Here is a 23,919-nt window from a genome sequence, read left to right on the forward strand (position 1 = left end):
CATGCCCCGGTTCACGCTCGAACGGGTGATCGCGGCACCCCCCGCTGCCGTGTTCGCGGCGTCCCTCGATCCGCACCTCCACGTGCGGTCCATGGCCCGGCACGGCGAGACGATGGTCGAGACGCCGGAGGGCGGCAGGTTCCGGGAGGGCTCGACCGTGACCTGGCGCGCCCGCCACTTCGGCATCCCGTTCCGGCTGCGATCGGTCGTGTACGACATCGAGGAGACCCGCCGGTTCCGCGACCGGCAGCTCACCGGCCCGTTCCGCGAGTTCCAGCACGAGCACGAGTTCGAGGAGCATCCGCGGGGCACCCTGATGCGCGACACGATCACGTTCCGGTCGCCGTTCGGAGTGATCGGCCGCCTCGTCGACCGGCTGGTCCTCGGCACGTACATGCGGCGGCTGATCGAGGAGCGCAACGCCGTCATCGCCGCCGAGGTCGAGCAGCCCGGGCGTACGCTGAGCCCATGAGCGAACTGCGTCTGCACACGATTCTCGAGCCCACGGGTCCGGCCGCGGCCATTCTGCTCACCGACGAACAGGTGGCGTCGCTCGGGGCAGGAAAGGCGTTCCCGGTGGTCGTGACGATCGGCGAGCGCTCGGCGCGACTGCGACTGGCGCGCATGGGCGGCGAGAACATGATCGGATTCAGCAAGGCCGTGCGCGCCGATCTCGGCGTCGAGATCGGTCAAGAGGTCGACGCGGTGATCGCGGTCGACGCGGCTGAGCGCACCGTCGACCTCCCGCCCGCTCTGGCCGAGGCGCTCGACGCCGACCCGGCGCTGCGCGCGGCCTTCGACGGCCTGTCGTACACCGCCCGCAAGGAGCATGCGCGGTCGATCGCAGAGGCCAAGCAGGAGGCGACGCGAGAGCGCCGGCTCGCAAAGGTGATCGACGCGCTGCGCGGCTGACCGTCCACGACTCCACGAGCCCACGTCCGCGGTACTCCGCATGAGCGCCGCGGGCGGCGGTTCGGCCCGCTCGCGAGAAATCGTGAACGCTGTCATCGGTTCTGGAATGCGGGCGTGCGCTTCTCACGGAAGGCGGCCATGCCCTCCTTCTGGTCCAACGTGTCGAACAGCGCCGCGAAGGCCTGCCTCTCGTGTTCCAACCCCTCCGACAGGGCGGTCTCCATGGCCGCATCCAGGGCGGCCTTGGCGGCGTACACCGACGGCAGCGACTTCGACGCGATCGTGTCGGCGAGCGTCGATGCCTCGGCGAGCAGGTCGGATGCCGGCACCACGCGCGACACGAGGCCCGAGCGCTCCGCCTCCTCGGCACCCATGAAACGTCCGGACAGCACGAGCTCGGCCGCCTTGTAGTAGCCGACGGCGCGGATCAGCCGCTGCGTGCCGCCCATGCCGGGGATGACGCCGAGGTTGATCTCGGGCTGACCGAACTTCGCGGTGTCTGCGGCGAGGATGATGTCGCACATCATCGCCAGCTCGCACCCTCCGCCGAGCGCGAAGCCCGAGACCGCGGCGATGACCGGGGTACGCACGGCGGCGAAGTCGCGCCACACTCCGAAGTGGTCGGTGGAGATCATCTCCGCCGCCGTCATGGACTCCATCTCCTTGATGTCGGCGCCGGCGGCGAACGCCCTCTCCGATCCGGTGACGACGATCGCGCCCACCCCCTCGTCGGAATCGAAAGCCACGGCCGCGGCAGTGACCTCCGCGGCGACGCGGCTGTTGAGCGCGTTGAGCGCCTCCGGCCGGTTCAGCGTGATCCAGCCCACGCGTCCGCGCTGCTCGACCAGGATCGTCTCGTACTCGGTCATGTCTCTCCCCGCTCGGTCACCCGGCGATCGCCGGACGAACATCCGTCTCTGTGAAGTCGTCGCCGACGAAAAGCAGCGGCTCTCCCCGGCTCACGGCAAGGGCGTATGCGAAGCAGTCGCCGAAGTTCAGGCGCGCCCGATGCCCCGTTCCCCTTCCGTACCGCCGATATGCATCGCGCGCGATGCGCGCCTGAGCCTCGTCCACCGGCACGATCTCGATGCCGGCGAGGTCGATGAGCTCTTCGAAGTCGCGCTGGGCGTCGATCGATCGGTTGTCGATCACCACGCCCGCCTCCACCCAGTTCGCTGCCGACATCTTGCACGGCTGGGCCAGCAGTCGGGCTGCGCATTCCGCTGCCTCGGGCTCTCCCTGGATGATCGCGAGAACGGCCGAGCTGTCGACGATCATCGCGGAAGCCCCGTCCGGTCGTCGTACAGATCCTCCACCCGCGCCGGCCCGTACGCAGGGGCGCGTTCCTCCCGCCGGAACCGCTCGCCCATCTCCATCATCCGCCGGAACCGGCGCTCGCGCTCATGCTTCTCGACGTCGACGCCGCGGTCACGCAGATACTGCACGAGGGCCTCCTCGATCGCGCTGGTCTGCGTAAGCCCCGACACGCGCGCCGCCTCGCGCGCGAGCTCGTGCACGCGTTCGTTCTTGATGTTGAGCGCCATGGTGTAACTCTACCTTCGCAGGAGTACACCTTCCAGCCTTCGTCACACCCGGCCGTCGCGGATGTCGGTGATGATGCCGGAGAAGTCGCGGGCGGCGCCCTCCCCCGCCGCGAACGCCGCGTACAGCTGCTGGGCGAGACGGCCCATCTTGGCATCGGTCGAGGTCTGCTCGATCGCCTGCAGCGCGAGGCCGAGGTCTTTCGCCATGAGCGCGCCGGCGAACCCGGGCTGGTAGTCCCTGTTCGCGGGGCTGGTCGGCACGGGGCCGGGGACGGGGCAGTTCGTCGTGATCGCCCAGCACTGCCCCGATGCCTGGGACACGACGTCGAACAGCGCCTGGTGCTCGAGCCCGAGCCGCTCCCCCAGCACGAACGCCTCGGCGACGGCGATCTGCGACACGGCCAGGATCATGTTGTTGCACACCTTGGCCGCCTGCCCGAGACCGGAGCCGCCGCAGTGCACGATCCGCTTGCCCATCGCCTGCAGCAGCGGCAGGGCCGCGGCGAAGTCGTCGTCCGAGCCGCCGACCATGAATGCGAGCGTGCCGTTCTCGGCGCCGACCACGCCGCCCGACACCGGGGCGTCGATGTTGCGGTGCCCGGCGGCGAGCGCGAGCTCGTGGGCCGTGCGGGCCTCGTCGACGGCGATGGTGGACGACTCGATGAAGAGGGTGCCGGGGCGGGCCGCCGCGAGCAGTTCGTCCCGGTAGGCGGCGATGACGTGGCGCCCGGCGGGGAACATCGTGATCACGACGTCGGCGTCGGCGACGGCATCCGCTCCGCTTTCCGCGACCGGGATGCCTGCGCCTCGTGCCGCGTCGAGGGCGGCCGGCACGAGGTCGAAGCCGCGCACCTCGTGGCCCGCCGCGACGAGGTTCGCCGCCATGGGCATGCCCATGTGCCCGAGTCCGAGGAATGCGACGCGGCTCATGATGCGCTCCGCATCGAGGCCGACCCGGCGGGCCGGAGCATCTCACGGCCGACGATGAGTCTCATGATCTCGTTGGTCCCTTCGAGGATCTGGTGCACGCGCAGATCACGCACGATCTTCTCGATCCCGTAGTCCTGGAGGTATCCGTAGCCGCCGTGCAGCTGAAGCGCCCGGTTGGCGACGTCGAATCCGGCATCCGTCGCGAAGCGCTTGGCCATCGCGCAGCGCATCGTCGCGTCGGGAGCGTGCTCGTCGACGGCCTGCGCGCCGTCGCGCACCATCAGCCGCGCGGCCTGCAGGTCGGTGCGCATGTCGGCGATCGCGAAGAGGATCGACTGCTTCTCGGCGAGGGGCTCCCCGAAGGCGACCCGCTCGTGCACGTACTGCACCGCCCGGTCGAGCGCCCACTGCGCCCCGCCGAGCGAGCATGCCGCGATGTTGAGACGGCCGCCGTTGAGCGCAGACATGGCGATCGCGAAGCCCTTGCCCTCGTCGCCGAGCATGGCGGATGCCGGGACGCGCACGCCGTCGAGGATCACCTGCCGCGTCGGCTGGGCGTGCCACCCCATCTTCTTCTCGAGCGCGCCGAAGCTGAGCCCCGCGGCGTCGCCCGGCACGAGGAAGGCGCTGATTCCCCGGGCCCCGCCCCCTGAGCCCGTCGAAGGGTCGCCCGTCCGGGCCATCACGACGTAGACGCCCGCCTCGCCTCCCCCGGAGATGAACTGCTTCACCCCGGTGAGCACGTAGTCGTCGCCGTCGCGCGTCGCACTGGTCGCCACGTTCGCGGCATCCGACCCGACGCCGGGCTCGGTGAGGCAGTACCCGCCGAACTGCTCCATGGCCGTGAGAGACGGGAGCCACTCGGCACGCTGGGCATCGTCTCCGTACGTGTCGATCATCCAGACGACCATGTTGTGGATCGAGATGTAGGCGGCGACGGCGGGATCGGCCTTGGCGAGCTCTTCGAAGATCGCGACGGTATCGGTGCGGCTGAGGCCCGCCCCGCCGAACTCCTCGCGCACGTAGATGCCGCCGAGGCCGAGCTCGCCGGCCTTGCGGAGGGCGTCGCGCGGGAAGATGTGGTTCTCGTCGCGCTCCAGTGCCTGCGGCGCGAGCTCGGTGTCGGCGAACTCGCGGACGGCGCCGAGGATCGCCTCACGCTCCTCGGCTGTGGTGGTGACGGTGGTCATGGTCATGTGCTGTCCTCCGGCGGTCTAGTGCATGGTGGGGATCACGAAGCTCGCGCCCTCGGCCGGCCGGCCGGCGGCGCCCTCGCGGATGCCGGAGGGCCAGCGACTCGTGACGGTCTTGGTCTTCGTGTAGAAGCGGAAGGCGTCGGCACCGTGCTGGTTGAGGTCGCCGAACCCGCTGCGCTTCCAGCCGCCGAAGGTGAAGTACGCGATCGGCACCGGGATGGGTACGTTGACTCCGACCATCCCCACGTTGACGCGGGCCACGAAGTCACGCGCGGCATCGCCGTCGCGCGTGAAGATCGCCACCCCGTTGCCGTACTCGTGCTCGTCGGCCAGGCGCAGCGCTTCCTCGTAGTCCGCCGCCCGCACGATCACGAGCACGGGGCCGAAGATCTCTTCCCGGTAGATCGCCATGTCGGGCGTCACGTGGTCGAACAGGGTGGGGCCGAGATAGAACCCGTCCTCGTGGCCGGGGACCGTGAGGCCTCGCCCGTCGGCGAGCAGGGTGGCTCCGGCGTCGATCCCCTGCTGGATGTAACCCTCCACGCGCTCGACCGCGGCGCGGGTGACGAGGGGCCCGTAGTCGACGTCGGCGGCGAGCGACGGCCCGACCCGCAGCTGCGCGACCCGCTCGACGAGCTTGGCGGCGAGGGCGTCCGCCGTCTCGTCTCCGACGGGCACCGCGACGGAGATCGCCATGCACCGCTCGCCGGCGGAGCCGTATCCCGCGCCGATCAGCGCGTCGACGGCCTGGTCGAGGTCGGCGTCTGGCATGACGATCATGTGGTTCTTCGCCCCGCCGAAGCACTGGGCGCGCTTGCCATGCGCGGCCGCCGTGGAGTAGATGTACTCGGCGATGGGCGTCGATCCCACGAAGCCGACGGCACGGATGCGGTCATCGGTCAGCAGCGCGTCGACGGCCTCCTTGTCACCGTGCACGACGTTGAGCACGCCGGCCGGAAGCCCGGCCTCGAGGAACAGCTCCGCGAGGCGCACGGGCACGGAGGGGTCGCGCTCGCTGGGCTTGAGCACGACGGCGTTGCCTGCCGCGAGCGCCGGCCCGGCCTTCCACAGCGGGATCATGGCGGGGAAGTTGAACGGGGTGATCGCCGCGACGACGCCCAGCGGCTGGCGCATCGAGTAGACGTCGATGCCGGCTCCGGCGCCGGCTGAGTACTCGCCCTTCAGGAGGTGCGGCGCTCCGGCGGCGAACTCGATCACCTCGAGGCCGCGCTGGATGTCGCCTTTCGCGTCGTCGACGGTCTTGCCGTGCTCGCTGGCCAGCAGCTCTGCGAGAGGCTGCATCTCCCGCTGCACGAGGTCGAGGAACCGCAGCAGAACGCGTGCGCGCTTCTGCGGGTTCGTCGCCGCCCACGCCGGCTGCGCGGCCTCGGCGTTGCCGATGACGCGGCTCACCTCGTCAGCCGAGGCCAGCGGCACCCGCGCCTGTACCGCGCCCGTGCTCGGATCGAACACGTCGCTGAAACGGCCTGTGTCGGGAGTCAGGAGCGATCCGCCTACGAAATGCGGGATGGTACGAGTCATTGTGCGACGTCCCTTCGTGCCCTCTTTGGCACAATGCCGATGATACTCCGACGTCCGGGAAAATACGAGGACGTCCTTGTAAATCCGATCAGCCGAGGTCGTCGACCTGGATCTGCCGCACGCCCCTGCTGTGCAGCAGATACTGCGCCCGCAACGGGATGCCATGCGCGAAGGCGGCGTCGCGCATGGCGGTCGCCCATTCCCGGTCGTCGAGACCGATGCTCCGCGCCCCTGGGCGCTCCCACATGATGACCACCGACGCGGCGTCGAGCGCGTCGCGCATCATCTCGGCGCGCTGGAGGAGCAGCGACGCCTCGGTGACCTCGCCGAGGTCGGGCACGACAGTCATGGCATGCGGGTCGGCCGGATAGCCGTCGATGGGGACCAGCGGCTCGGTGAGGCGGTCGCGGTCGTCGATGAACAGCAGCCACACCTGACGTCGGCGGGCGCTCTGCACGATGAACTCGAGAAGGGCGCGAAGGTCGTCGTCATCGCGGAGCGGCCGGTTCTTCGGGGAGGCAGTGTGGTGTGTCATGCCCACGATGCTCGCGCATCGAACCGCACCGCCCTCGCCCGATCACCGAGGACCGTGCATAAGTCGCGCACGGCCCCCGGCTGTGCAGGAGGAGTGCGGAACCCTCACCGCCCCTCGGCGTCGACGAGCACCGCGACTGTCCGCGCCGGGATCGTGACCGTGCCCGTCGCGGCATCCCACGCCGTCGTCTTCACGACCGCGTCGGAGCCGTCGGCCTGCGCGTCGGCGAGCTCGAACCCTCGGCCGGCGAGCCCCGGCACCGTCTGCGTCACCGGCGACGGCGAGGCGTTGAACACCACCAGGGCGCCGTCGAGCTCGGGGTCGGCATCGGGACCCACGAGGTCGTCGATCTGCATGAGGATCACGCCGGGCGCGGCATCCGCCCCTCCGTTCGGGAACGTCACCTTCTGCCGGATCAGGTCGGCCGATCCGAGACGCAGGAGGTCGACGTCGCTGCGGACGCGCAGCAGGTCGAGAGCCGACGCCTCCGCCGCAGCCATGTCCGCCGGCTGGGGCTTCAGTGCGGGATCCGCCAGCAGCGGCGCCATCAGCGGCCACTTCTCCTGGTTGTCGGCGGCCGACGGCAACCCCGACCCGAAGGTCGACTCCTGCCCCGTCCAGTCGATGCGGTTGAACCAGTCTCCGGAGTCGTAGCTGTTGCGGTCGAGCGACTTCGACCTCAGCAGCTCGGTACCCGCGTGCCAGAACGAGGGCGACTGCGACAGCGTCACGGTGGCGAGCTCGAGCGTGTTCATGCGCACCCGATCGGCCATCGACGTGCCGACGGGCAGCTTGAACACCGAGAGGTCGTACAGGGTCTCGTTGTCGTGCGCGTCGACGTAGTTGATGGTCTCGCCCGGCTGGCTGGCATAACCGGCCGCGGATCCCCGGTAGTCGATGTCCTCGCCCGCGGTGACCTTGCCGTCGCTTGTCACGAACGCGAAGTCGCGCAGGTTGCCGGCGAGACCGAGCTTGACGAGGTCGGTCTCGTGGCCGAGGTCGGCGAGCGCCTGCTCGGTCGTGCCGTTGATCGGATTCCCGTTCGGGTCGGTGCCGAGCCCCGTGCCGAAGCCCTGACGGAACGTGGACGAGCCGTCTACTGGACTGCCGCCGTGCACGGCATCCCGCAGCCTGTCGTTGAACGTGCCGATACCGGTGCCGTCGAGCTGGCCCTGCGTGGCCTGCTCGAACAGGGCGTCGTCCGCCACCTCGCCGAAGTTCCAGCCCTCGCCGTACAGGTAGATGCTCGTGCCGTCGACGCCGTCCTTCTTGAGGGTGAGCGCGTCGAGGGCGGAGCGGATCGCCGCCATGTTCGCCGTCGAGTGGTGCCCCATGAGGTCGAACCGGAACCCGTCGACGCGGTACTCGCGCGCCCACGTGACGATCGAGTCGACCATGAGCTTCTGCGCGGCGAGGTGCTCGGTGGCGACGTTCTGGCAGCACGTCGAGGTCTCCACCGCCCCGGCGGCGTTCAGCCGGTGGTAGTAGCCGGGCACGATCCGGTCGAGCACGGACTTCTCGTCCTGCCCCGACGCTGCCGTGTGGTTGAACACCTGGTCGAGCACGACCTGCAGGCCCATGCCGTGCAGCGCGCCCACCATGGTCCGGAACTCGGCCACGCGCGCCCCGCCGTCGGGGTTCACCGCGTACGACCCCTCCGGAGTGGAGTAGTGGTACGGGTCGTACCCCCAGTTGAATCCGTCGCGGGCGGCCACAGCCTGCACGCACGCCTGCTGCTGGTCGGATGCCGGACCGTACGACGCGAGGTCGCACGCGGGCACGGCCTGGGCCGCGCGGTCCTCCTCGATCGAGGCGATGTCGAACGACGGCAGCAGGTGCACGGTGTTGATGCCGGCATCCGCCAGCTGCCGCAGCTGGTCGGTCCCCGCGCTCTTCTCGGCGAACGCCAGGTACGTGCCGCGCAGGTCCGCCGGCACCGTCTCGTCGCTGATCGAGAAGTCGCGGATGTGCAGCTCGTAGATCGCGCGGTCGACCGATTCCTCGATCACCGGGGCCTTGGTCTTGTCCCAGGTCTTGGGCGTCCACGCCTTGTCGTCGAGGTCGATCGCGACCGAGCGCTCGGAGTTCAGCGTCAACGCGACTGAGTAGGGGTCGGTGACCCGGTTGGTCTCGACCTTGCCGGTGGACGGCGCGTAGACGACGACCTCCCAGAGGTACTCGACTCCTTTGAGGGCCTTCTTCCCCTTCACGGTCCAGACACCGGATGCCGCATCCCACGCGGCCTCGCGCCTGGTCGGCTCACCGGTCGACCCCGCTGGCCACGTGAGAAGGGTCGCGCTCTGCGCGGTCGGCGCCCACAGCCGGAAGGTCGGGTTGACGCCGCGGAACGTCACGCCCAGGGTGACATCGTCGAGAGCCGTCGCATAGAGGTCGTCGAGCACGCCGGGCAGCTGCACGCCCGTGAAGGCGGTGAGCGCGCCGGCCGTGTCGCGCTGAGCCACGGCGAGGCGCGTGCGCACGAGGGCCGCGGCGTCCGCGTCGTCCGGCACCCGCAGCGCGACGGAGCCCTTCAGCGCGGGGAACCGCTCCAGCTGCTCCGTGGTGAGGCCGCCGTCGATCACCGTGAGGGCGATCGGCTCTGTGCCGCCGCCGACCTCGCCGTCGGTCACCGCCAGGGCGCCGTCCGGTGCCGAGTACAGCTGGTACGCGGCGCGATCCGTGGTGCCGAGCGTCGCGGGCCACGCGATCGTCGCGGTGTCGATCCAGTGCGCGCGCAGCTCGCCGGTGCCGGGCAGCGGCGGGTCGGTGCTCACGATCTCCAGCACGTGCGTGGCGAGCGTGTAGCGGAACGTCGTGACCTTGCCCTCGGTCGCGCTGAACGAGATGTTCGCGCCACCAGGCGCGCCGTCGGCGCCGTAGTTCTCGCTCCAGCTCAGGCCGTGCGCGACCTTGAGCTCGTAGGCGCCCGTGGGGAGCTCGTCGGTCGCGAACTCGTAGACGCCGTCGTGGTCGCCGTCGGCCATCAGCGTCGCGAGGCAGTCGGGCGACCAGTCCGCGGCGCAGCCCAGCTCGCTCTGCTGCGATCCGGGCAGCGTGACGATGGGCCCCTCCGCCGTGGACTGCACGATGTTCGTGCGCGGGTCGAAGTAGAAGGTGATGGCGCCGCCGGTGTGGTGGATGGCGATGTTCGATCCGTCTGGCACGCCGTTCGCGCCGTAGTTGATCGCCCAGCTGCCGTTGACCGCCGCCTTGTACTCGTAGTCGCCGGCGGGGAGGTCGAACGTGCCCGCCCACACGCCGTCGGCGCGCAGCGTGAGCTTCGCCTTCTCGCAGGCCGGGTCCCAGTCACCTGCGCAGCCCATCTCCGAGTTCAGACTGCCGGGCACCGTCACCATGTCGATCGGGGACTCCGGCTCCTCGGGCGCCTCCAGCGTGACGGCGTTGCCGACGGAGGCGTAGGTGGAGGCGGCAGCGTGGTGGCCGGCGGCATCCGTCGTCACCGCCCGGTACTCGACGAGCGTGCCCTTCTTCAGTCCGCGGATGTCGTGGAACACGCGCGGATCGGTGTCCTCCGCCGTGCCGAGGGCGTGCCACTCGTCGCCACCGACCACGCGCCACGAGAAGCTCGTCTGCGCCCACTGGTCGGCGATGCCCGCCTGCACGGCGGACTGCCCGCTCACCCCGGCGCCGGCGGCCGGGACGCTCACCGACACGGGTGCGGCCTCGTCGGGGGCGGTGACGGTGCGGTCGGCCTTCCACACGACGGACGACAGCGCCGGGACCGTGATGGTCGTCGCGGCGCCGGCATCCGTCGTCAGCGCAGCGCCGTCTCCGTAGACCACGCCGTAGCCGGCGTCGGCGGTCAGCGTCGTCAGGTCGACCGTCTGCGCGGTGGTGGCATTGTTCACCGCGACGAGGTACTCGACCTTGTCGGTCGGATCGACGCGGGAGAACGCGTAGACGCCGGGACCGGATGCCGCGTACCGCTCGATCTGCGCGCCGTCGACGAGCGCGGGGTGGGCTTCGCGCAGGGCTGCCAGCTCCTTGATGTGCGTGTAGAGCGCGGCATCCGTGCCGTACCTGTCGACGGAGCCCGCCTGCTCCCCCGTGACGAGCGGCTGGTTCGCGTAGTCGGCGACCTGCGTCGCGAACATCGTCTGCCGGGCGTCCTTATCGCCGCCGGGGCCGGCGAAGCCCTGCTCGTCGCCGTAGTAGACGACCGGCTGGCCGCGCGTGAGGAACATCAGGTCGTGCGCGAGCTCGTCGCGCTGCAGCGGGGCGTCGGTGCTGCGCAGGAAGGAGCCGACGCGACCCATGTCGTGGTTGCCGAGGAAGGTCGGCAGCGCAGTGGCGCTCGAATCGGCGGTGGTGTACCGGTCGTCCCCGGCGAACAGCGACTGCAGCCCCTTGGCCGAGTTGCCCGAGGCGTAGCTCACTGCCGACGACTGGAAGGTGAAGTCGAGCACGGAGTTCATGTCGGTGTCGCGGATGTACGGCGCCAGCTTCACCGGGTCGGCGTCGTAGACCTCGCCGAACATGAAGAAGTCCTTCTTGCCCTTGGCGTGCGCGTAGTCGAGCACCCGCGTGGTGAACTGCTGCCAGAACTCGACGTTCACGTGCTTGACGGTGTCGATGCGGAAGCCGTCGATGCCGAGGTCGATCCACCGGTCGTACACGTCCACGAACCCGTTGACGACGGTCGGATGCTCGGTCATGAGGTCGTCGAGCCCGCTGAAGTCGCCGTACGTCACCGACTCGCCCGACCACGTCGAGTCACCGCGGTTGTGGTACAGGGTCGGATCGTTGAGCCAGGCCGGGGTCTTCGCCGTCTTCTCGGCATCCGCGATCACCGGGGTGTAGGGGAAGCTCGTGGCGGCGTCGAGAGCCGGGAAGTCGTCGGTGCCGGCGTAGTCGGCCGGGTCGAAGGCCGTGCCGTCCGCGTCCCGGTAGGGCGATGTCGCCTGGTCGACGTAGGAGTACTGCTTCTCGGCGTAGTCGATGACGTCGGCGGTGTGATTGGTGATGATGTCGAAGTAGACCTTGATGCCGCGCGCGTGGGCGTCGGCGATGAGGGCCTCCAGCTCGGCGTTCGTGCCGAGGTGCGGGTCGATGCGCGTGAAGTCGGTGACCCAGTAGCCGTGGTAGCCGGCGCTCGCGTTCGCGCCCTCCCCCTGCACGGGCTTGTTGGCGAAGCTGGGGGTGAGCCAGATCGCCGTCGTGCCGAGCCCCTCGATGTAGTCGAGGTTCTTGCGGATGCCGGCGATGTCGCCACCCTGGTAGAAGCCCTTGTCGGTGGGGTCGAAGCCCGTGGTGAGCCGGTCTCCCTGCAGCCCTCCGGTGTCGTTGGAGGGGTCGCCGTTCGCGAAGCGGTCGGTCATCAAGAAGTAGAACTGCTGACCGGCGCCGGCCTGCCGCACGGGCTCGGCGATGAGCGCGTCGTCGGCCGCGGAGTAGGCGCCGCGCAGACTCTCGACCTCGACGCCGACCCGGTGCAGCGTGTCGTCGTAGGTGAAGCGCAGCGTCGCGGGACCGGCGACCGTCAGCGGGATGTTGTCACCGCCGCCGTCGAGACCGTAGGCCTCGTCCCAGCTGTCGTTCAGAGCCACTTTGTACTCGTAGCTGCCGGCCGGGACCTCGAACGCGGCGCTGTAGACGCCCGCCGCGCCGGTGGGTGCGAGCTCGGTCGCGGCGCAGTCGGGCGCCCAGTCGGCCGCGCAGCCCAGCTCGGACTGCAGGTCGCCGACCAGCGCGACCGTGCGGTCGGCCGCGGATGCCGTGGTCGCTCCCGCGCCCGCCGCGGTGAGTGCGGTCGCGAGGAGGGCCGAGACGGCGAGGAGTGAGGATGTCTTCTTCGACACGGAAGCTCCCTGGGAGGTGGGGAGGCACGGCGACGTGCCCCGGTGCTGTGCGTGCGAAGGTATCAGTCGAGGAGGTGGAAGTGCAAGCGTTTTCAGGAGTTCTGCGTTGATTTCCTCGCGGCTTACGGCGGCTTCGAGGCGCTGTTGCGTAAGCGCTTCCATTCGGGTGCGGTGCTCTGCTGTGGGCGCGAGCGGGGATTTCCCCCGGCGTTCACCGTCCGGTCACCTCGGCCGGGTACAACTGCAGGTGCGCGGACAGAGACTCTGACCGGATCGGGTAGTCACGGCATCCGCGCCACGGTGAGCGTCTGCTCCCGTCGCGGTTCCCACACCGCGTGACCCCCGCCGAATCGGGTCGGCGGGGGTCTTCTTCGCGCTTCTCGCCTTTCGAGGGGCTAGACCGGCCCCTCCCTTTCGAGTCGCATGAATTGCCCTGTTCTGGCCGTTTTCGGGGCAAATCATGCGACTCGAAACGCCCCCGGCGGCTGTGGATAACTCCGACACGGGTGAGCCGCGTCGTGCGAACGTGACCGGATGCGACGACACCAGCCACTTCCCGACGAACTCGGCACGGCTTTCGCGGTGCGCACCGCCCGCCTTCTCGGCGTCAGCCGCCGGCGTCTCACCGGCAGCGACCTCACGGCTCCCGTGCACGGTGCGCGATTCACCGCTGATTACGCGGATGCCGGCGACCCCGCCACTGCGGCCACCGCCGACCCCTTCGAGCGACAGCGCCGCGCGAGGGTCCGCCGTGCGCGGGAGTACGCGACCGTCATGCACACAGGGCACTTCTTCAGCCACCAGACGGCGGCATCGATCTGGGGCGCGCCGCTTCCGCTCGAGTTCACGGCATCCGGGCACCCCGCGGAGGACCAGCAGCTCGACCTGCACGTGAGCAGCCGCGTGGGTCTCGGCATCCCGCGCGGCGCCGCGGTGTGCGGGCATCGCACGCTCCCGAGCATGACCGAGGTGACCGAGCACGACGGGCTGCGCGTGTCGTCGCCTGCGGCGACGTGGGCGGCGCTGGGCGCCCTGTCGGTACGGGACCTGGTGGCGCTCGGAGACTATTTCTGCCGCAGATGGCGCATCGGGCACGGGCGGCCGACCCCCGGACGGACGCCGCTCGCCACGGTCGACCAGCTGCGGGAGATGCTGGATGCCGGCCGCCGGCACGGCGCCGCGCGGCTGCGTGAGGCGATCGAGCTCATCCGCGAAGACGCCTGGTCGCCGCGGGAGTCGCACGTGCGCTGCATCCTCGTGTCCGCCGGCCTGCCCGAGCCGCAGCTCAACGTCGACGTGTTCGATGACGCGGGGCGCTTCCTCGCCTGCGTCGACATGGCGTACCCCGAGCGCAAGGTCGCGATCGAGTATCTCGGGATGCTGCACGGCGAGCAGTGGGCGCGCGACGTCGAGCGGCTGGCGGCGCTGCGGGCCGCGGGATGGACGGTCATCGAGGTCACGTCACCCCTGCTGCAGACCCCCGATCGGCTCCTGCGCCGCGTGGCAGCCGCGCTGAGGGGCTAGACCGGCCCCTCCCTTTCGAGTCGCATGAATTGCCCTGTTCTGGCCGTTTTCGGGGCGATTCATGCGACTCGAAAGCGGGAGGAGGGGTTACAACCGCTCCAGGAGGAGGGCGTTGGCCATGCCGCCGCCCTCGCACATCGTCTGCAGTCCGAGGCGGCCGCCGGTGGCCTCGAGGTGATCGAGCAGCGTGCCGAGCAGTCGGGTTCCCGACGACCCGAGCGCATGACCGAGCGCGATCGCGCCGCCTCGGGGGTTGAGCTTCGCCGGATCCGCGTCGAGCTCGGCGGCCCACGCCAGCGGCACCGACGCGAACGCCTCGTTCACCTCGTAGGCGTCGAGATCGTCGATCGTCAGTCCCGCGCGGTCGAGGATGCGCCGCGTGGCCGGTATCGGGCCGGTGAGCATGAGGAGCGGATCGTCGCCGGTGACCGCGAACGACCGGAACCGGGCACGCGGAGTGAGGCCCAGCTGCTCCGCCCGCTCTGCGCTCACGATCAGGGCCGCCGAGGCTCCGTCGGTCAGCGGCGAAGAGTTGCCCGCGGTGATGCGCCAGTCGAGCTCAGGGAAGCGCGCGGCGAGCGCGTCGGTGCGGAAGGACGCCGGGAGCCCGGCCAGCTTCTCGACGCTCGTCCCTTCGCGCACGGTCTCGTCGGCGACGGCATCCGGCGCCTCCGGGACCGCGACGACCGTGCGGTCGAAGAAGCCGTCACTCCAGGCCTGCGCGGCGCGGCGGTGCGACTCGGCGGCGTAGGCGTCGAGGGTGGCGCGGTCGAGACCCCACCGCTGCGCGATGAGCTCCGCGCTCACGCCCTGGTTCACGAGGCCGGCCGGATAACGACGCCGCAGCCGCGGGGACATCGGCGTTCCGCCGGCCGCGGACGATCCCAGCGGCACACGGCTCATCGACTCCACGCCGCCGACGATGACGGCGTCGTACACCCCGGCGATCACCCCCTGCGCGGCGAAGTGCACGGCCTGCTGGCTCGACCCGCACTGCCTGTCGATCGTCGCTGCCGGGACGCTCTCGTCGAAGCCCGCGGCGAGAACCGCCTGCCGCGCGATGTTCGTCGACTGATCGCCCACCTGGCTCACGCATCCGAGCAGCACGTCGTCGATCTGCGCCGAGTCGAGACCGGTGCGCTCGAGCAGCGTGGTGAGCACGCCGGCGGCCAGATCGACCGGATGCACCTCCGACAGCGCTCCACCCGGCTTGCCGCGCCCGACGGGCGTGCGGACGACATCGATCAGGACGGCTTCGCTGCGCGTGCTCATGCGTCCATTCTCACCCCGCGCGGGCCGGCAGGGCCGAGGGCGGATGCGGCGGTCCCCGGCATCCGGTGCGGCGGTCCCCCGGCATCCGGAACTAGAATCGTCCGGGTGCCGCGACCCTGGCGCCCCGCCGTCACAGCGCGCCCGCGACCCGGGCCCCTGCCTCCGAAGGACCCACCATGTCCAGCGAACCCATCACCGTGTCCATCCGCCGAGAGGTCGACCCCGAGCACATCGCCGAGGCGACCGCGTGGGTGCAGACGGGCGTCAATCTCGCCAACCGCTACCCCGGATTCCTCGGATCGGGATGGGTGCGCGCCGGCGAGGACTCGAACGTCTGGCACATGCTGTACCGGTTCGCGAACGAGGAGACCCTCGACGCGTGGGAGCAGTCGGCGGAGCGCGAATGGTGGAAGTCGACGGGCGAGGGCTTCGTGCGCAGCGAGCGCTCCCGCCGCCGGTCGGGCATCGAGGGCTGGTTCGACGAGCCGACCACCGGCACGATCACGGTGCCGACGGCGAGCGGTGCGACGACCACGGTCTCCGTCGTGCACACGCCTCCGCGGTGGAAGCAGGCGGTGTCGATCTGGCTGGGGTTCTTCCCCGTGAACCTCGCGTTCACCTACGCCATGAGTCCCGTCCCGGGGTGGGATGCTCTGCCGATCTGGTTGCGGGTGCTCTCCACGACGCTGGTGCTGACGCCGATCATGACCTATTGGGTGCTGCCGTGGGTCACCCGTTCGCTGCGGAACTGGCTGGCCCGCTGAGCCGCCCTCCACATTCGAGTCGCATGATTTGACCTGTTTCCGGCGTTTTGAGGGCAATTCATGCGACTCGAAACACCGGGGAGGAGGGGTCCTACAGCGCCCGGATCGTCCAGGAGGCCGAATGCTCCGCGCCCGGCTCGAGCACGACCAACCCGGCTCCCGAGTTGAACGCGTCGGGAGCGCACGTCATCGGCTCGACGGCGAGACCCGTGCGATCGCTCGCGTCGGCCGTGTGCACCTGCACCCACGGGCACCGCTCGTCCCACGTCATCGCGACTCCCGAGCCGTCGCCGGTCGTCAACCGCACCTCGGCGATGCCATCGCGACGCGAGAGCCCCGTGAACGCGTGATCGATGAACACATCGCCGATCACGCGCGGCTCGCGGAAGTCCCACTCCGGATGCTGCGACACCAGCTCGACCGCGATCGGGCTCAGGCGATCCGGCGTGACGGTGAGGACCTCGGATGCCGGAAGGGTGAGCGTCCACGAGTCGACAGCCGCGGCCCCGACGGCGTCCGCCACGAGGTACGGATGCGGGCCGGTGCCCCATGGGGCGGCATCCGCCCCGAGATTGCGCGCGGTCACCGTCTGCCGCAGACCCGCGTCGTCGAGGCGGTACTCGACCTCGACCTCGACGCGGAACGGGTACCCCGTCTGCGGTTCGATCACCGCCGCGAGCACGACGCGGTCGTCGAGCACGAGACGGTCGGAGAACTCCGCCCAGGACAGCAGACCGTGCAGCGCCTGCCCGCGCTCCGGCTCGGTGAGGGGCAGCTGGTGCTCGGCGCCGCCGAAGGCGTACCGCCCGTCGACGATGCGGTTCGGCCACGGCGCGAGCGTCGTGCCGCGGTAGCCGGGGCGCACCTCGTCGGCCTCGAACGGCACGACGAGGTCGCGCCCCCGGTGCGTCAGCGTGCGCAGCGACGCCCCGATGCTCGCCACGACGGCCTCGTAGTCGCCGTGTGCGAGGCGCAGCTGCCGTCCCGACCTCGGCAGCATCACAGTCCCTGCGCCAGCCGGTAGTACGCCTGGTTCCAGCGCACCTGCTTCTGGAACTCGGGCAGCGTGGTGTCCTCGTCGATGACGAGCAGCTCGACCTCGGCCATCTCGGCGAAGTCGCGGAACGCCTCGATGCCGACGGCGGTCGACATGACGGTGTGGTGGGCGGCGCCGGCGGTGAGCCACGCGGCCGCGGAAGTGGTGAAGTCGGGCGCAGGCTTCCACACCGCACGTCCGACCGGCAGCTTCGGCAGCGGGGCCCGCGGCTCGACGTTCTCGACGACGTTCGCGGTGAGGCGGAACCGGTCGCGCATATCGCTGAGCGCCACGACCACGGCGGGTCCGGGGTCGGCGGTGAAGACGAGCCGCACCGGGTCGTCCTTGCCGCCGATGCCGAGCGGGTGGATCTCCAGCGTCGGCTTCGCGGTCGTGAGCGACGGCGACACCTCGAGCATGTGCGCGCCGAGGATCAGCTCATCGCCCGGGGTCATGTCGTAGGTGTAGTCCTCCATGAGGCTCGCCCCGCCGGGGAGGCCTGCGCCCATGACGTTCGCGATGCGCACGAGCACGGCGGTCTTCCAGTCGCCTTCGGCACCGAAGCCGTAGCCCTCTGCCATGAGGCGCTGCACCGCGAGGCCCGGCAGCTGTTTCAGCGCCCCGAGGTCTTCGAACGAGGTCGTGAACGCGCCGAAGCCGCCCTCCTCCAGGAACGAGCGCAGGCCGAGCTCGATCGCGGCGCCGTCACGCAGCGACTGGTGACGCTCTCCGCCTCGGCGCAGCTCCGGTACGACGTCGTACAGCTCCTCGTATTCGGCCACGAGAGCATCGACGTCGGACTCGGATGCCGCGGCGACGGCATCCGCCAGCTCGTTGACCCCCCACGTGTTGACCTGCACTCCGAGCCGCAGCTCTGCCTCGGTCTTGTCTCCCTCGGTCACGGCGACGAAGCGCATGTTGTCTCCGAAGCGCGCGAGCTTCAGCGAGCGCGAGGCGGCGAGGCCCGCGGCCGCGCGCTGCCAGGTGCCGAGCTCGCGGCGCACGCGCGGGTCGGAAGCGTGACCGACGATGGTCTTGCGCGGCACGCCGAGACGCGTCTGGATGTACCCGAACTCGCGGTCGCCGTGCGCGGCCTGGTTGAGGTTCATGAAGTCGAAGTCGATGTCGGCCCAGGGCAGCTCGACGTTGGCCTGCGTGTGCAGGTGCGCGAGGGGCTTCTGCAGCGCGTCGAGGCCGGCGATCCACATCTTCGCGGGGCTGAAGGTGTGCATCCAGGCGACGAGACCGATCACGCGGTCGTCGGCGTTGGCCTCGAGCACGATGCGCTTGATCGCCGAGGAGTCGGTGAGCACCGGCTTCCACACGATCCGCACCGGCACCTCGTCGGCGTCGTCGAGCAGCCGGGCGATCTGCTGCGACTGCTCGGCGACCTGCGCGAGCGTCTCCGGTCCGTACAGGTGCTGGCTGCCGGTGAGGAACCAGACCTCGTACTGGTCGAGGGAGGTGGTGAGCTTCGGCATGTGTCGTTCCTTAGAGAGAGGCGATGGCGGCGGACTCGATGGCGAGACCCGCGCGGTAGCGGTCGAGGTAGGCGGCGAACCCGGCGACGTCGTCGGGGTCCGGGTCGGCGAGTGAGACGGATGCCGTGGCGAACACGGTCTCTTCGAGGTACTCGGCGAGCGACTCGCTGCGACCGAGGTACGACGCGAGCACGGCGATGCCCCAGGCGCCGCCCTCGGATGCCAGCTCGCCCACCGCGACGGTCGCTGCGAGCGCACCGGCGAGGAAGCGCTGGGCGACGCCGGCGGTGCGGAACATGCCCCCGTGAGCGAACATGCGGTCGAGCTCGACGCCCTCGTCGGCGAGCACGCGCATTCCCAGCGCGAGCGTGCCGAAGACCCCGTAGAGCTGCGCGCGCATGAAGTTCGCGAGCGTGAAGGCGCTGCCCGGCGTGCGCACCACGAGCGGGCGGCCCTCGGCAAGACCGGCGATGGGCTCTCCGGCGAGGTGGTTGTAGGCGAGGAGGCCCCCGGCATCCGACTCGCCCGCCAGGGCTTCACCGAACAGGGCCTCGAAGGCCGCGTCGTCGCTCACCGGACGTCCGGCCGCGACGGAGAAGCGGGTGAACAGCCCCGCCCAGGCGGCGAGCTCGCTGGCGCCGTTGTTGCAGTGCACCATGGCGACGGCGTCGCCGGCGGGGGTCGTGACGAGGTCGAGCTCGTGATGCGTGCCGGCCAGCGGACGCTCGAGCACGACCATGGCGAAGATGCTCGTGCCCGCCGAGACGTTGCCGGTGCGCGGGGCGACGGAGTTCGTGGCGACCATGCCCGTGCCCGCGTCGCCCTCGGGAGGACAGAGCGGGATGCCGGGCGCCGTCGCCCCTGTGGGGTCGAGCAGCAGCGCACCCTCGGCCGTGAGCACGCCCGCGGGAGCACCGGCGGGAAGAACCGCGGGCAGCAGGGAGCGGAGCGGACGCGGCAGACGGTCTCCTGCGAGCCGCTCATAGGCCTGCAGCATCTGCTCGTCGTAGTCGCCCGTGGCGGAGTCGATGGGGAACATCCCTGAGGCGTCGCCCACGCCGAGCACGTGCTGCCCCGTGAGCATGCGGTGCACGTACCCGGCGAGGGTCGTCACCGACGCGAGGCGCGGCAGGTGCTCCTCCGCGTCGAGCACAGCCTGGTGCAGGTGGGCGATCGACCAGCGCAGGGGGATGTTCACGCCGAGGAGATCGCTGAGCTCGGATGCCGCGGCACCGGTGTTCGTGTTGCGCCACGTGCGGAAGGGAACGAGCAGCTCGCCGTCGTCGTCGAACGCGAGGTAGCCGTGCATCATGGCCGACACCCCGATGGCCCCGTAGGTCGCCGGGCGCACGCCGTACCGGTCGTGCGCGTCGGCCACCAGGTCGGCGACGGCCGACTGCAGTCCGGTCCACACTTCGTCGAGCGGATACGTCCAGAGCCCGTCCTCCAGCCGGTTCTCCCACGAGAACGAGCCCGTCGCCAGCACGTCGGCGGGGTCGGAACCGATGAGGCACGCCTTGATGCGCGTTGATCCGAACTCGATGCCGAGGCTGGTGCGGCCCGCGGTGATGTCGTCGCGACCTGCGGCTCCGGCGTTCTGCCGCGTCATCGGCGTGCGTCCGTCGTCTGGCCGTAGACGTTCTGGTACCGGTCGTAGAGGCTGTCGACGGCCTCCTGCGGGATCGGGATGAGCGGCCCGGCCTCACGTGCGAGGTGCACGGTGCGGGCGACGTCTTCGACCATGACCGCGGCCTTGACGGCATCCTTCGCGTCCACGCCGATCGTGAACGGTCCGTGGTTCTGCATGAGCACCGCGCGGCTGCGGTGTCCGCGCAGCGTCTCGACGATGCCGCGGCCGATCGAGTCGTCGCCGATGATCGCGAACGGGCCGACGGGAATCGGACCGCCGAACTCGTCGGCCATGGCGGTGATGACGCACGGGATCTCCTCGCCGCGCGCCGCCCAGGCCACCGCGTAGGTGGAGTGCGTGTGCACGACGCCGCCGACCTCGGGCATGTTCCGGTACACGTAGGCGTGCGCGGCGGTGTCGCTCGACGGACTGCGATCGCTGCCCTGGCTGCCGGGGATGACGTTGCCGTCGAGATCGCACAGAATCATGTTCTCCGGCGCGAGGTCGTCGTAGCTGACGCCGCTCGGCTTGATCACGAACAGGTCCGCGCCGGGGACGCGCCCGGAGACGTTGCCGCCGGTCCACACGACCAGGCCGTATCGCACGAGTTCGCCGTGCAGGCGGGCGACGTCGACGCGCACCTGGCGGATGGCGGCTTCGACCTCAGGGGTGAAGGCGGGGGCTTCGCTGATCACTGCTACCTCAACGTGTTCGTCACCGGCCACTGTGACCGGTCACAGTAGTGTGACACCCCATCGCGGCACCGGTCAACTCCCCGGCGCCATTCACCGTGGAGGAGCCACCGACGACCGCGCAACGAGCACCGGCTGCACGGGGGCGAGATGCGCGGCATCGTCGGAGTAGGCGCCGCCGAGCACGAGGGCGACGGCACGGCGGGCGAGCTCGTCGAAGTCCTGGTGGACCGTGGTGAGCGCCGGCACGTAGTAGGCCGAATCGGGCACGTCATCGAACCCGACGACGCTCATGCCCTCGGGCACCGAGACGCCTGCGGCGTGCAGCCCGCCCAGCAGACCGAGCGCCATCTGATCGTTGGCCGCGAACACCGCCGTCGCCCCCGAGTCACGCAGGGCTTCGGCGGCCGCGAACCCCGATGCCGCCGACCAGTCTCCGACGATCACCGGGCCGGGAGGGAGGCCGCGCCCGGCGAGCTCCGCGCGAAATCCGGCCGCCCGGGCTTCGGCCTCGAGCCAGTCGGTGGGGCCGGCGAGGTGGGCGATGCGAGTGTGCCCCGCATCTGCGAGCGCGGCGACGGCGAGGCGAGCGCCCGCCTGATCCACAGACAGCCCTGCGATGCCGCGGTCGGCCGCGTGCAGCGTCACGACCGGCGTCTCGATGCGGAGAGCGTCGAGCGCTTCGAGTGTGCGCGCGTGCGGGGCGACCACGACGATGCCCTCCACCCCCTGTGCGACGAGGTGGTCCACGGCGGCGACCACGGCGTCGGTGTCGCCGGCATCGGCGAACGCTGCGCTCAGCCAATACCCCGAGCGACGCGCCGACGCCTCGAGCGCGGCTATGCTCCGCGACGGCCCGTACTGCGCGGCATCCGAGGCGAGCACGCCCAGCGTGCGCGTGCGGCGCGTCCCGAGCGCACGGGCGGCGTTGTTCATGCGGTAGCCGAGCTCGGCTATCGCCCGCTCGACCTCGGCGCGGGCCCGCTCCGACACATCGGGATGGTCGTTGAGCACGCGCGAGACCGTCTGGCGCGACACCCCGGCCAGGGCAGCGACATCGCGCACGCCCACCGTCTTGCCGTTCCTCGCCATGTGAAGGAGTTTAGGGGTCGGCCATCGAGTGGCCGGCCCGCGCGGACGGTGCTCTGTCGGCATGAGCACCTCGCGCAGCTCGCAGACCCTGACCTCCGCTCCGACGCGGCCCTCCCGGCGTTCCGCACCCGTCGCGTGCCCCCGTAGCATCGACAAAACGCCTGGTCGCAGACATACGTTAAGCAATCTGTGTGATCCAGGGCCAAAGTCGAACTTCCTCCTTATGCACGGGGCCGAGATAATCGGTCACGAAGGGTTCACCCACATCCCCACCCTCACCCCGACGAGCAACGGAGCCGTCGCTGCTGACGCTCCGAGTTTCGTGACACCTCGAGCGATGGCGCTTCGGTGCGCCATGGAAGGACTTCGTCATGCCCTTTTCACAGCACCTCAACCGTCAGGGGAGCTTCCCCGCACGTCGCCGACTCGGCGCAGTGGCCTTCGGCGCCGCCTCCGTCCTCGTCCTCGCCGGCTGCGGCGCATCCGATGCCGCCGGCGGCTCCGATGGCGACCAGACGCTCGTCTTCGGCCTGTCCGCTGAGCCGGCCACCCCGATCACCGGCATGCAGCAGGGCGGCGCCGTCAACCAGCTGCTGACGATGGTGCACCGGGGCCTGATGACCTACGACGAGAAGGGCGCCGTGGTGCCAGGGCTCGCCGAATCCGTCGACACTCCCGATCCGACGACGTACGTCTTCACCCTGCGCCCCGACCTGACGTTCCACGACGACACCCCGCTCACCGCCGAGAACGTGAAGAACTCGCTCGACTACTACCGCGACCCGGCGAACGGCTCGCAGCTCGCGGCCGGCCTCAAGGACATCACCGACATCACCGCAGACGGCGACACCGTCACCATCACGCTCGCCCAGCCGAACACGGCGTTCCTGCAATACCTCGCCCTGCCCTTCGCCGCGATCGTGCCCGACGCCTCCCTCAACCCCGACACCCCGAACTGGATCGGCGCCGGCCCCTTCGAGATGACCGATCTGCAGGAGGGCATCGGCCTCACGGTCGAGAAGAACGACGACTACTACGACGCCGACGACGTCGCGCTCGACAGCATCGAGGTCAAGTTCTACGCCGACGGCGAGGCGCGCACCAACGCCCTGCTCAGCGGCGACGTCGACATGATCGAGTACGTGCCGTGGGAGAACTTCCAGCGGGTCGCGGATGCCGGGCTCACGGTCGACGCGCAGCAGGGACCGTTCCAGTACGTGCAGTTCAACGTCACCGACGGACCGTTCGCCGACCCGAAGGTGCGGCAGGCCGTGGCCTACGCTCTGAACCGCGAGAACGCGGTGACGGCCGCGTTCCAGAGCAACGGCGCACCGCTCGACGGGATCATCATCCCCGAGGACGACCCCGCCTACGACCCCTCGGCCGCCGAGCTGTGGAGCTACGACCCCGAGAAGGCGAAGGACCTCCTGGCCGAGGCGGGCTACCCCGACGGCTTCTCGGCGACCCTGCTGTCGACCTCGCAGTACACGTTCCTGCAGGACAACGCGCTGTCGGTGCAGGAGGACCTGCGCGCCGTCGGCATCGACGTCACGCTCGACGCTCCCGACTGGTCCACCCGGGTCAGCAAGGGCAACGCGGGCGAGTACGACCTCGCGGTCTCCGGTGACGCCGGCGTCATCACCGACCCCTCGTACCTGCTCAACTGGGTCGTCGACAGCCGCAACTTCAACGTCGGCTGGGGCTACTCCAACGACACGCTCCGCGGCCTCATCGAAGACGGCCTGCGCGCGGCCGACGACGACGCGGCGAAGAAGGACATCTACAAGCAGATCGCCGAGATCTGGGCCGAGGACGTGCCCTTCGCCTCGATCAACACCCGCGAGCAGGCCTACGCGTACAACGACAGGGTGAAGGGCTTCCAGACCCTTCCCGGGTTCCTCGTGTTCTACAGCTCGCTGAACCTGGCCAACGCCTCGGTGGAGTGATCCT

The 23,919-nt window shown here is 70.3% G+C and carries 19 protein-coding genes; 5 read left to right on the forward strand and 14 right to left on the reverse strand.

The annotated features are described in order from the left end of the window. The first annotated feature begins 1 nt into the window (after position 1). Positions 2 to 472, forward strand: a complete 471-nt coding sequence (locus AB663_RS01890) for an SRPBCC family protein (protein WP_067195137.1) — start codon at positions 2 to 4, stop codon at positions 470 to 472. Then, positions 469 to 912: a YdeI/OmpD-associated family protein gene (locus tag AB663_RS01895; RefSeq protein ID WP_067195141.1), complete on the forward strand. Its 444-nt coding sequence runs from the start codon at positions 469 to 471 to the stop codon at positions 910 to 912. The genes AB663_RS01890 and AB663_RS01895 overlap by 4 nt, the downstream gene beginning before the upstream one ends. A 92-nt stretch (positions 913 to 1,004) precedes the next feature. On the opposite strand, the gene AB663_RS01900 is transcribed toward AB663_RS01895, so the two are convergent. The 8 genes from AB663_RS01900 to pulA all read right to left on the reverse strand — a co-directional run bounded on the left by AB663_RS01900 (position 1,005) and on the right by pulA (position 12,478). Beyond that, complete coding sequence (locus AB663_RS01900; protein ID WP_067195144.1) at positions 1,005 to 1,781, reverse strand: enoyl-CoA hydratase-related protein; 777 nt, start codon at positions 1,779 to 1,781, stop codon at positions 1,005 to 1,007. 16 nt (positions 1,782 to 1,797) lie between these two features. Further along, a complete protein-coding gene (locus tag AB663_RS01905) occupies positions 1,798 to 2,190 on the reverse strand; it encodes a type II toxin-antitoxin system VapC family toxin (RefSeq protein WP_067195147.1) in 393 nt (130 codons plus the stop codon). After that, on the reverse strand, positions 2,187 to 2,456 hold the full coding sequence (locus AB663_RS01910; RefSeq protein WP_067195151.1) for a type II toxin-antitoxin system VapB family antitoxin: 270 nt from the start codon (positions 2,454 to 2,456) through the stop codon (positions 2,187 to 2,189). Before AB663_RS01910 ends, AB663_RS01905 begins: the two co-directional genes overlap by 4 nt. 42 nt (positions 2,457 to 2,498) lie before the next feature. Then, positions 2,499 to 3,386: a 3-hydroxyisobutyrate dehydrogenase gene (gene mmsB / locus AB663_RS01915; protein WP_067195154.1), complete on the reverse strand. Its 888-nt coding sequence runs from the start codon at positions 3,384 to 3,386 to the stop codon at positions 2,499 to 2,501. After that, positions 3,383 to 4,582 (reverse strand): acyl-CoA dehydrogenase family protein, encoded by a 1,200-nt coding sequence (locus AB663_RS01920; RefSeq protein ID WP_067195157.1) that lies wholly within the window; start codon positions 4,580 to 4,582, stop codon positions 3,383 to 3,385. The genes mmsB and AB663_RS01920 overlap by 4 nt, the downstream gene beginning before the upstream one ends. Positions 4,583 to 4,600: 18 nt before the next feature. Further along, on the reverse strand, positions 4,601 to 6,124 hold the full coding sequence (locus AB663_RS01925; RefSeq protein ID WP_067195160.1) for a CoA-acylating methylmalonate-semialdehyde dehydrogenase: 1,524 nt from the start codon (positions 6,122 to 6,124) through the stop codon (positions 4,601 to 4,603). Positions 6,125 to 6,212: 88 nt separating this feature from the next. Then, positions 6,213 to 6,659 (reverse strand): hypothetical protein, encoded by a 447-nt coding sequence (locus AB663_RS01930; protein ID WP_157540821.1) that lies wholly within the window; start codon positions 6,657 to 6,659, stop codon positions 6,213 to 6,215. A gap of 104 nt (positions 6,660 to 6,763) precedes the next feature. Further along, positions 6,764 to 12,478: a pullulanase-type alpha-1,6-glucosidase gene (gene pulA, locus AB663_RS01935; RefSeq protein ID WP_067195166.1), complete on the reverse strand. Its 5,715-nt coding sequence runs from the start codon at positions 12,476 to 12,478 to the stop codon at positions 6,764 to 6,766. 534 nt (positions 12,479 to 13,012) lie between these two features. Between pulA and AB663_RS01940 the strand changes: the two genes are divergently transcribed. Next, the gene (locus AB663_RS01940) at positions 13,013 to 14,002 is read left to right on the forward strand and encodes a hypothetical protein (RefSeq protein WP_067195169.1); all 990 of its coding nucleotides are present in this window, start codon (positions 13,013 to 13,015) and stop codon (positions 14,000 to 14,002) included. An 87-nt stretch (positions 14,003 to 14,089) separates the two neighbouring features. Here the strand turns inward: AB663_RS01940 and AB663_RS01945 are convergent, their stop codons facing one another. Beyond that, the gene (locus AB663_RS01945) at positions 14,090 to 15,274 is read right to left on the reverse strand and encodes a thiolase family protein (protein WP_067195172.1); all 1,185 of its coding nucleotides are present in this window, start codon (positions 15,272 to 15,274) and stop codon (positions 14,090 to 14,092) included. Positions 15,275 to 15,450: 176 nt separating this feature from the next. Here AB663_RS01945 and AB663_RS01950 point away from each other — a divergent pair, with 176 nt between their 5' ends. Next, positions 15,451 to 16,038, forward strand: coding sequence for an antibiotic biosynthesis monooxygenase (locus AB663_RS01950; protein ID WP_067195174.1), 588 nt, complete (start codon positions 15,451 to 15,453; stop codon positions 16,036 to 16,038). A gap of 91 nt (positions 16,039 to 16,129) precedes the next feature. On the opposite strand, the gene AB663_RS01955 is transcribed toward AB663_RS01950, so the two are convergent. The 5 genes from AB663_RS01955 to AB663_RS01975 form a co-directional block, all read right to left on the reverse strand. After that, the gene (locus AB663_RS01955; protein ID WP_067195177.1) at positions 16,130 to 17,038 is read right to left on the reverse strand and encodes an aldose 1-epimerase family protein; all 909 of its coding nucleotides are present in this window, start codon (positions 17,036 to 17,038) and stop codon (positions 16,130 to 16,132) included. After that, a complete protein-coding gene (gene araA / locus AB663_RS01960) occupies positions 17,038 to 18,555 on the reverse strand; it encodes an L-arabinose isomerase (protein ID WP_067195180.1) in 1,518 nt (505 codons plus the stop codon). The genes AB663_RS01955 and araA overlap by 1 nt, the downstream gene beginning before the upstream one ends. 10 nt (positions 18,556 to 18,565) lie before the next feature. Beyond that, on the reverse strand, positions 18,566 to 20,164 hold the full coding sequence (locus AB663_RS01965; protein WP_067195184.1) for a xylulokinase: 1,599 nt from the start codon (positions 20,162 to 20,164) through the stop codon (positions 18,566 to 18,568). Then, entirely contained in the window at positions 20,161 to 20,877 is a 717-nt protein-coding gene (locus tag AB663_RS01970) for an L-ribulose-5-phosphate 4-epimerase (RefSeq protein WP_067201969.1), read from the reverse strand. The genes AB663_RS01965 and AB663_RS01970 overlap by 4 nt, the downstream gene beginning before the upstream one ends. 93 nt (positions 20,878 to 20,970) lie before the next feature. Continuing rightward, positions 20,971 to 21,969, reverse strand: coding sequence for a LacI family DNA-binding transcriptional regulator (locus AB663_RS01975; protein ID WP_067195187.1), 999 nt, complete (start codon positions 21,967 to 21,969; stop codon positions 20,971 to 20,973). Positions 21,970 to 22,340: 371 nt separating this feature from the next. Here AB663_RS01975 and AB663_RS01980 point away from each other — a divergent pair, with 371 nt between their 5' ends. Beyond that, positions 22,341 to 23,915: an ABC transporter substrate-binding protein gene (locus AB663_RS01980; protein ID WP_083511055.1), complete on the forward strand. Its 1,575-nt coding sequence runs from the start codon at positions 22,341 to 22,343 to the stop codon at positions 23,913 to 23,915. The last annotated feature ends 4 nt before the right edge of the window (positions 23,916 to 23,919 follow it).

The sequence above is a fragment of the Microbacterium sp. XT11 genome (genome assembly GCF_001513675.1).
In the GTDB taxonomy this organism is placed as follows: Bacteria; Actinomycetota; Actinomycetes; order Actinomycetales; family Microbacteriaceae; genus Microbacterium.

What these genes read in the sequence shown, in the direction of transcription:
- AB663_RS01900 (WP_067195144.1), bottom strand. Translation starts at nt 1,781, where the DNA reads ATGACCGAGTACGAGACGATCCTGGTCGAGCAGCGCGGACGCGTGGGC.
- mmsB (WP_067195154.1), bottom strand. Translation starts at nt 3,386, where the DNA reads ATGAGCCGCGTCGCATTCCTCGGACTCGGGCACATGGGCATGCCCATG.
- AB663_RS01955 (WP_067195177.1), bottom strand. Translation starts at nt 17,038, where the DNA reads ATGCTGCCGAGGTCGGGACGGCAGCTGCGCCTCGCACACGGCGACTAC.
- AB663_RS01925 (WP_067195160.1), bottom strand. Translation starts at nt 6,124, where the DNA reads ATGACTCGTACCATCCCGCATTTCGTAGGCGGATCGCTCCTGACTCCC.
- AB663_RS01890 (WP_067195137.1), top strand. Translation starts at nt 2, where the DNA reads ATGCCCCGGTTCACGCTCGAACGGGTGATCGCGGCACCCCCCGCTGCC.
- AB663_RS01975 (WP_067195187.1), bottom strand. Translation starts at nt 21,969, where the DNA reads ATGGCGAGGAACGGCAAGACGGTGGGCGTGCGCGATGTCGCTGCCCTG.
- AB663_RS01895 (WP_067195141.1), top strand. Translation starts at nt 469, where the DNA reads ATGAGCGAACTGCGTCTGCACACGATTCTCGAGCCCACGGGTCCGGCC.
- AB663_RS01910 (WP_067195151.1), bottom strand. Translation starts at nt 2,456, where the DNA reads ATGGCGCTCAACATCAAGAACGAACGCGTGCACGAGCTCGCGCGCGAG.
- AB663_RS01980 (WP_083511055.1), top strand. Translation starts at nt 22,341, where the DNA reads ATGCCCTTTTCACAGCACCTCAACCGTCAGGGGAGCTTCCCCGCACGT.
- AB663_RS01930 (WP_157540821.1), bottom strand. Translation starts at nt 6,659, where the DNA reads ATGACACACCACACTGCCTCCCCGAAGAACCGGCCGCTCCGCGATGAC.
- AB663_RS01905 (WP_067195147.1), bottom strand. Translation starts at nt 2,190, where the DNA reads ATGATCGTCGACAGCTCGGCCGTTCTCGCGATCATCCAGGGAGAGCCC.
- AB663_RS01950 (WP_067195174.1), top strand. Translation starts at nt 15,451, where the DNA reads ATGTCCAGCGAACCCATCACCGTGTCCATCCGCCGAGAGGTCGACCCC.
- araA (WP_067195180.1), bottom strand. Translation starts at nt 18,555, where the DNA reads ATGCCGAAGCTCACCACCTCCCTCGACCAGTACGAGGTCTGGTTCCTC.
- AB663_RS01940 (WP_067195169.1), top strand. Translation starts at nt 13,013, where the DNA reads ATGCGACGACACCAGCCACTTCCCGACGAACTCGGCACGGCTTTCGCG.
- AB663_RS01965 (WP_067195184.1), bottom strand. Translation starts at nt 20,164, where the DNA reads ATGACGCGGCAGAACGCCGGAGCCGCAGGTCGCGACGACATCACCGCG.
- AB663_RS01945 (WP_067195172.1), bottom strand. Translation starts at nt 15,274, where the DNA reads ATGAGCACGCGCAGCGAAGCCGTCCTGATCGATGTCGTCCGCACGCCC.
- AB663_RS01920 (WP_067195157.1), bottom strand. Translation starts at nt 4,582, where the DNA reads ATGACCATGACCACCGTCACCACCACAGCCGAGGAGCGTGAGGCGATC.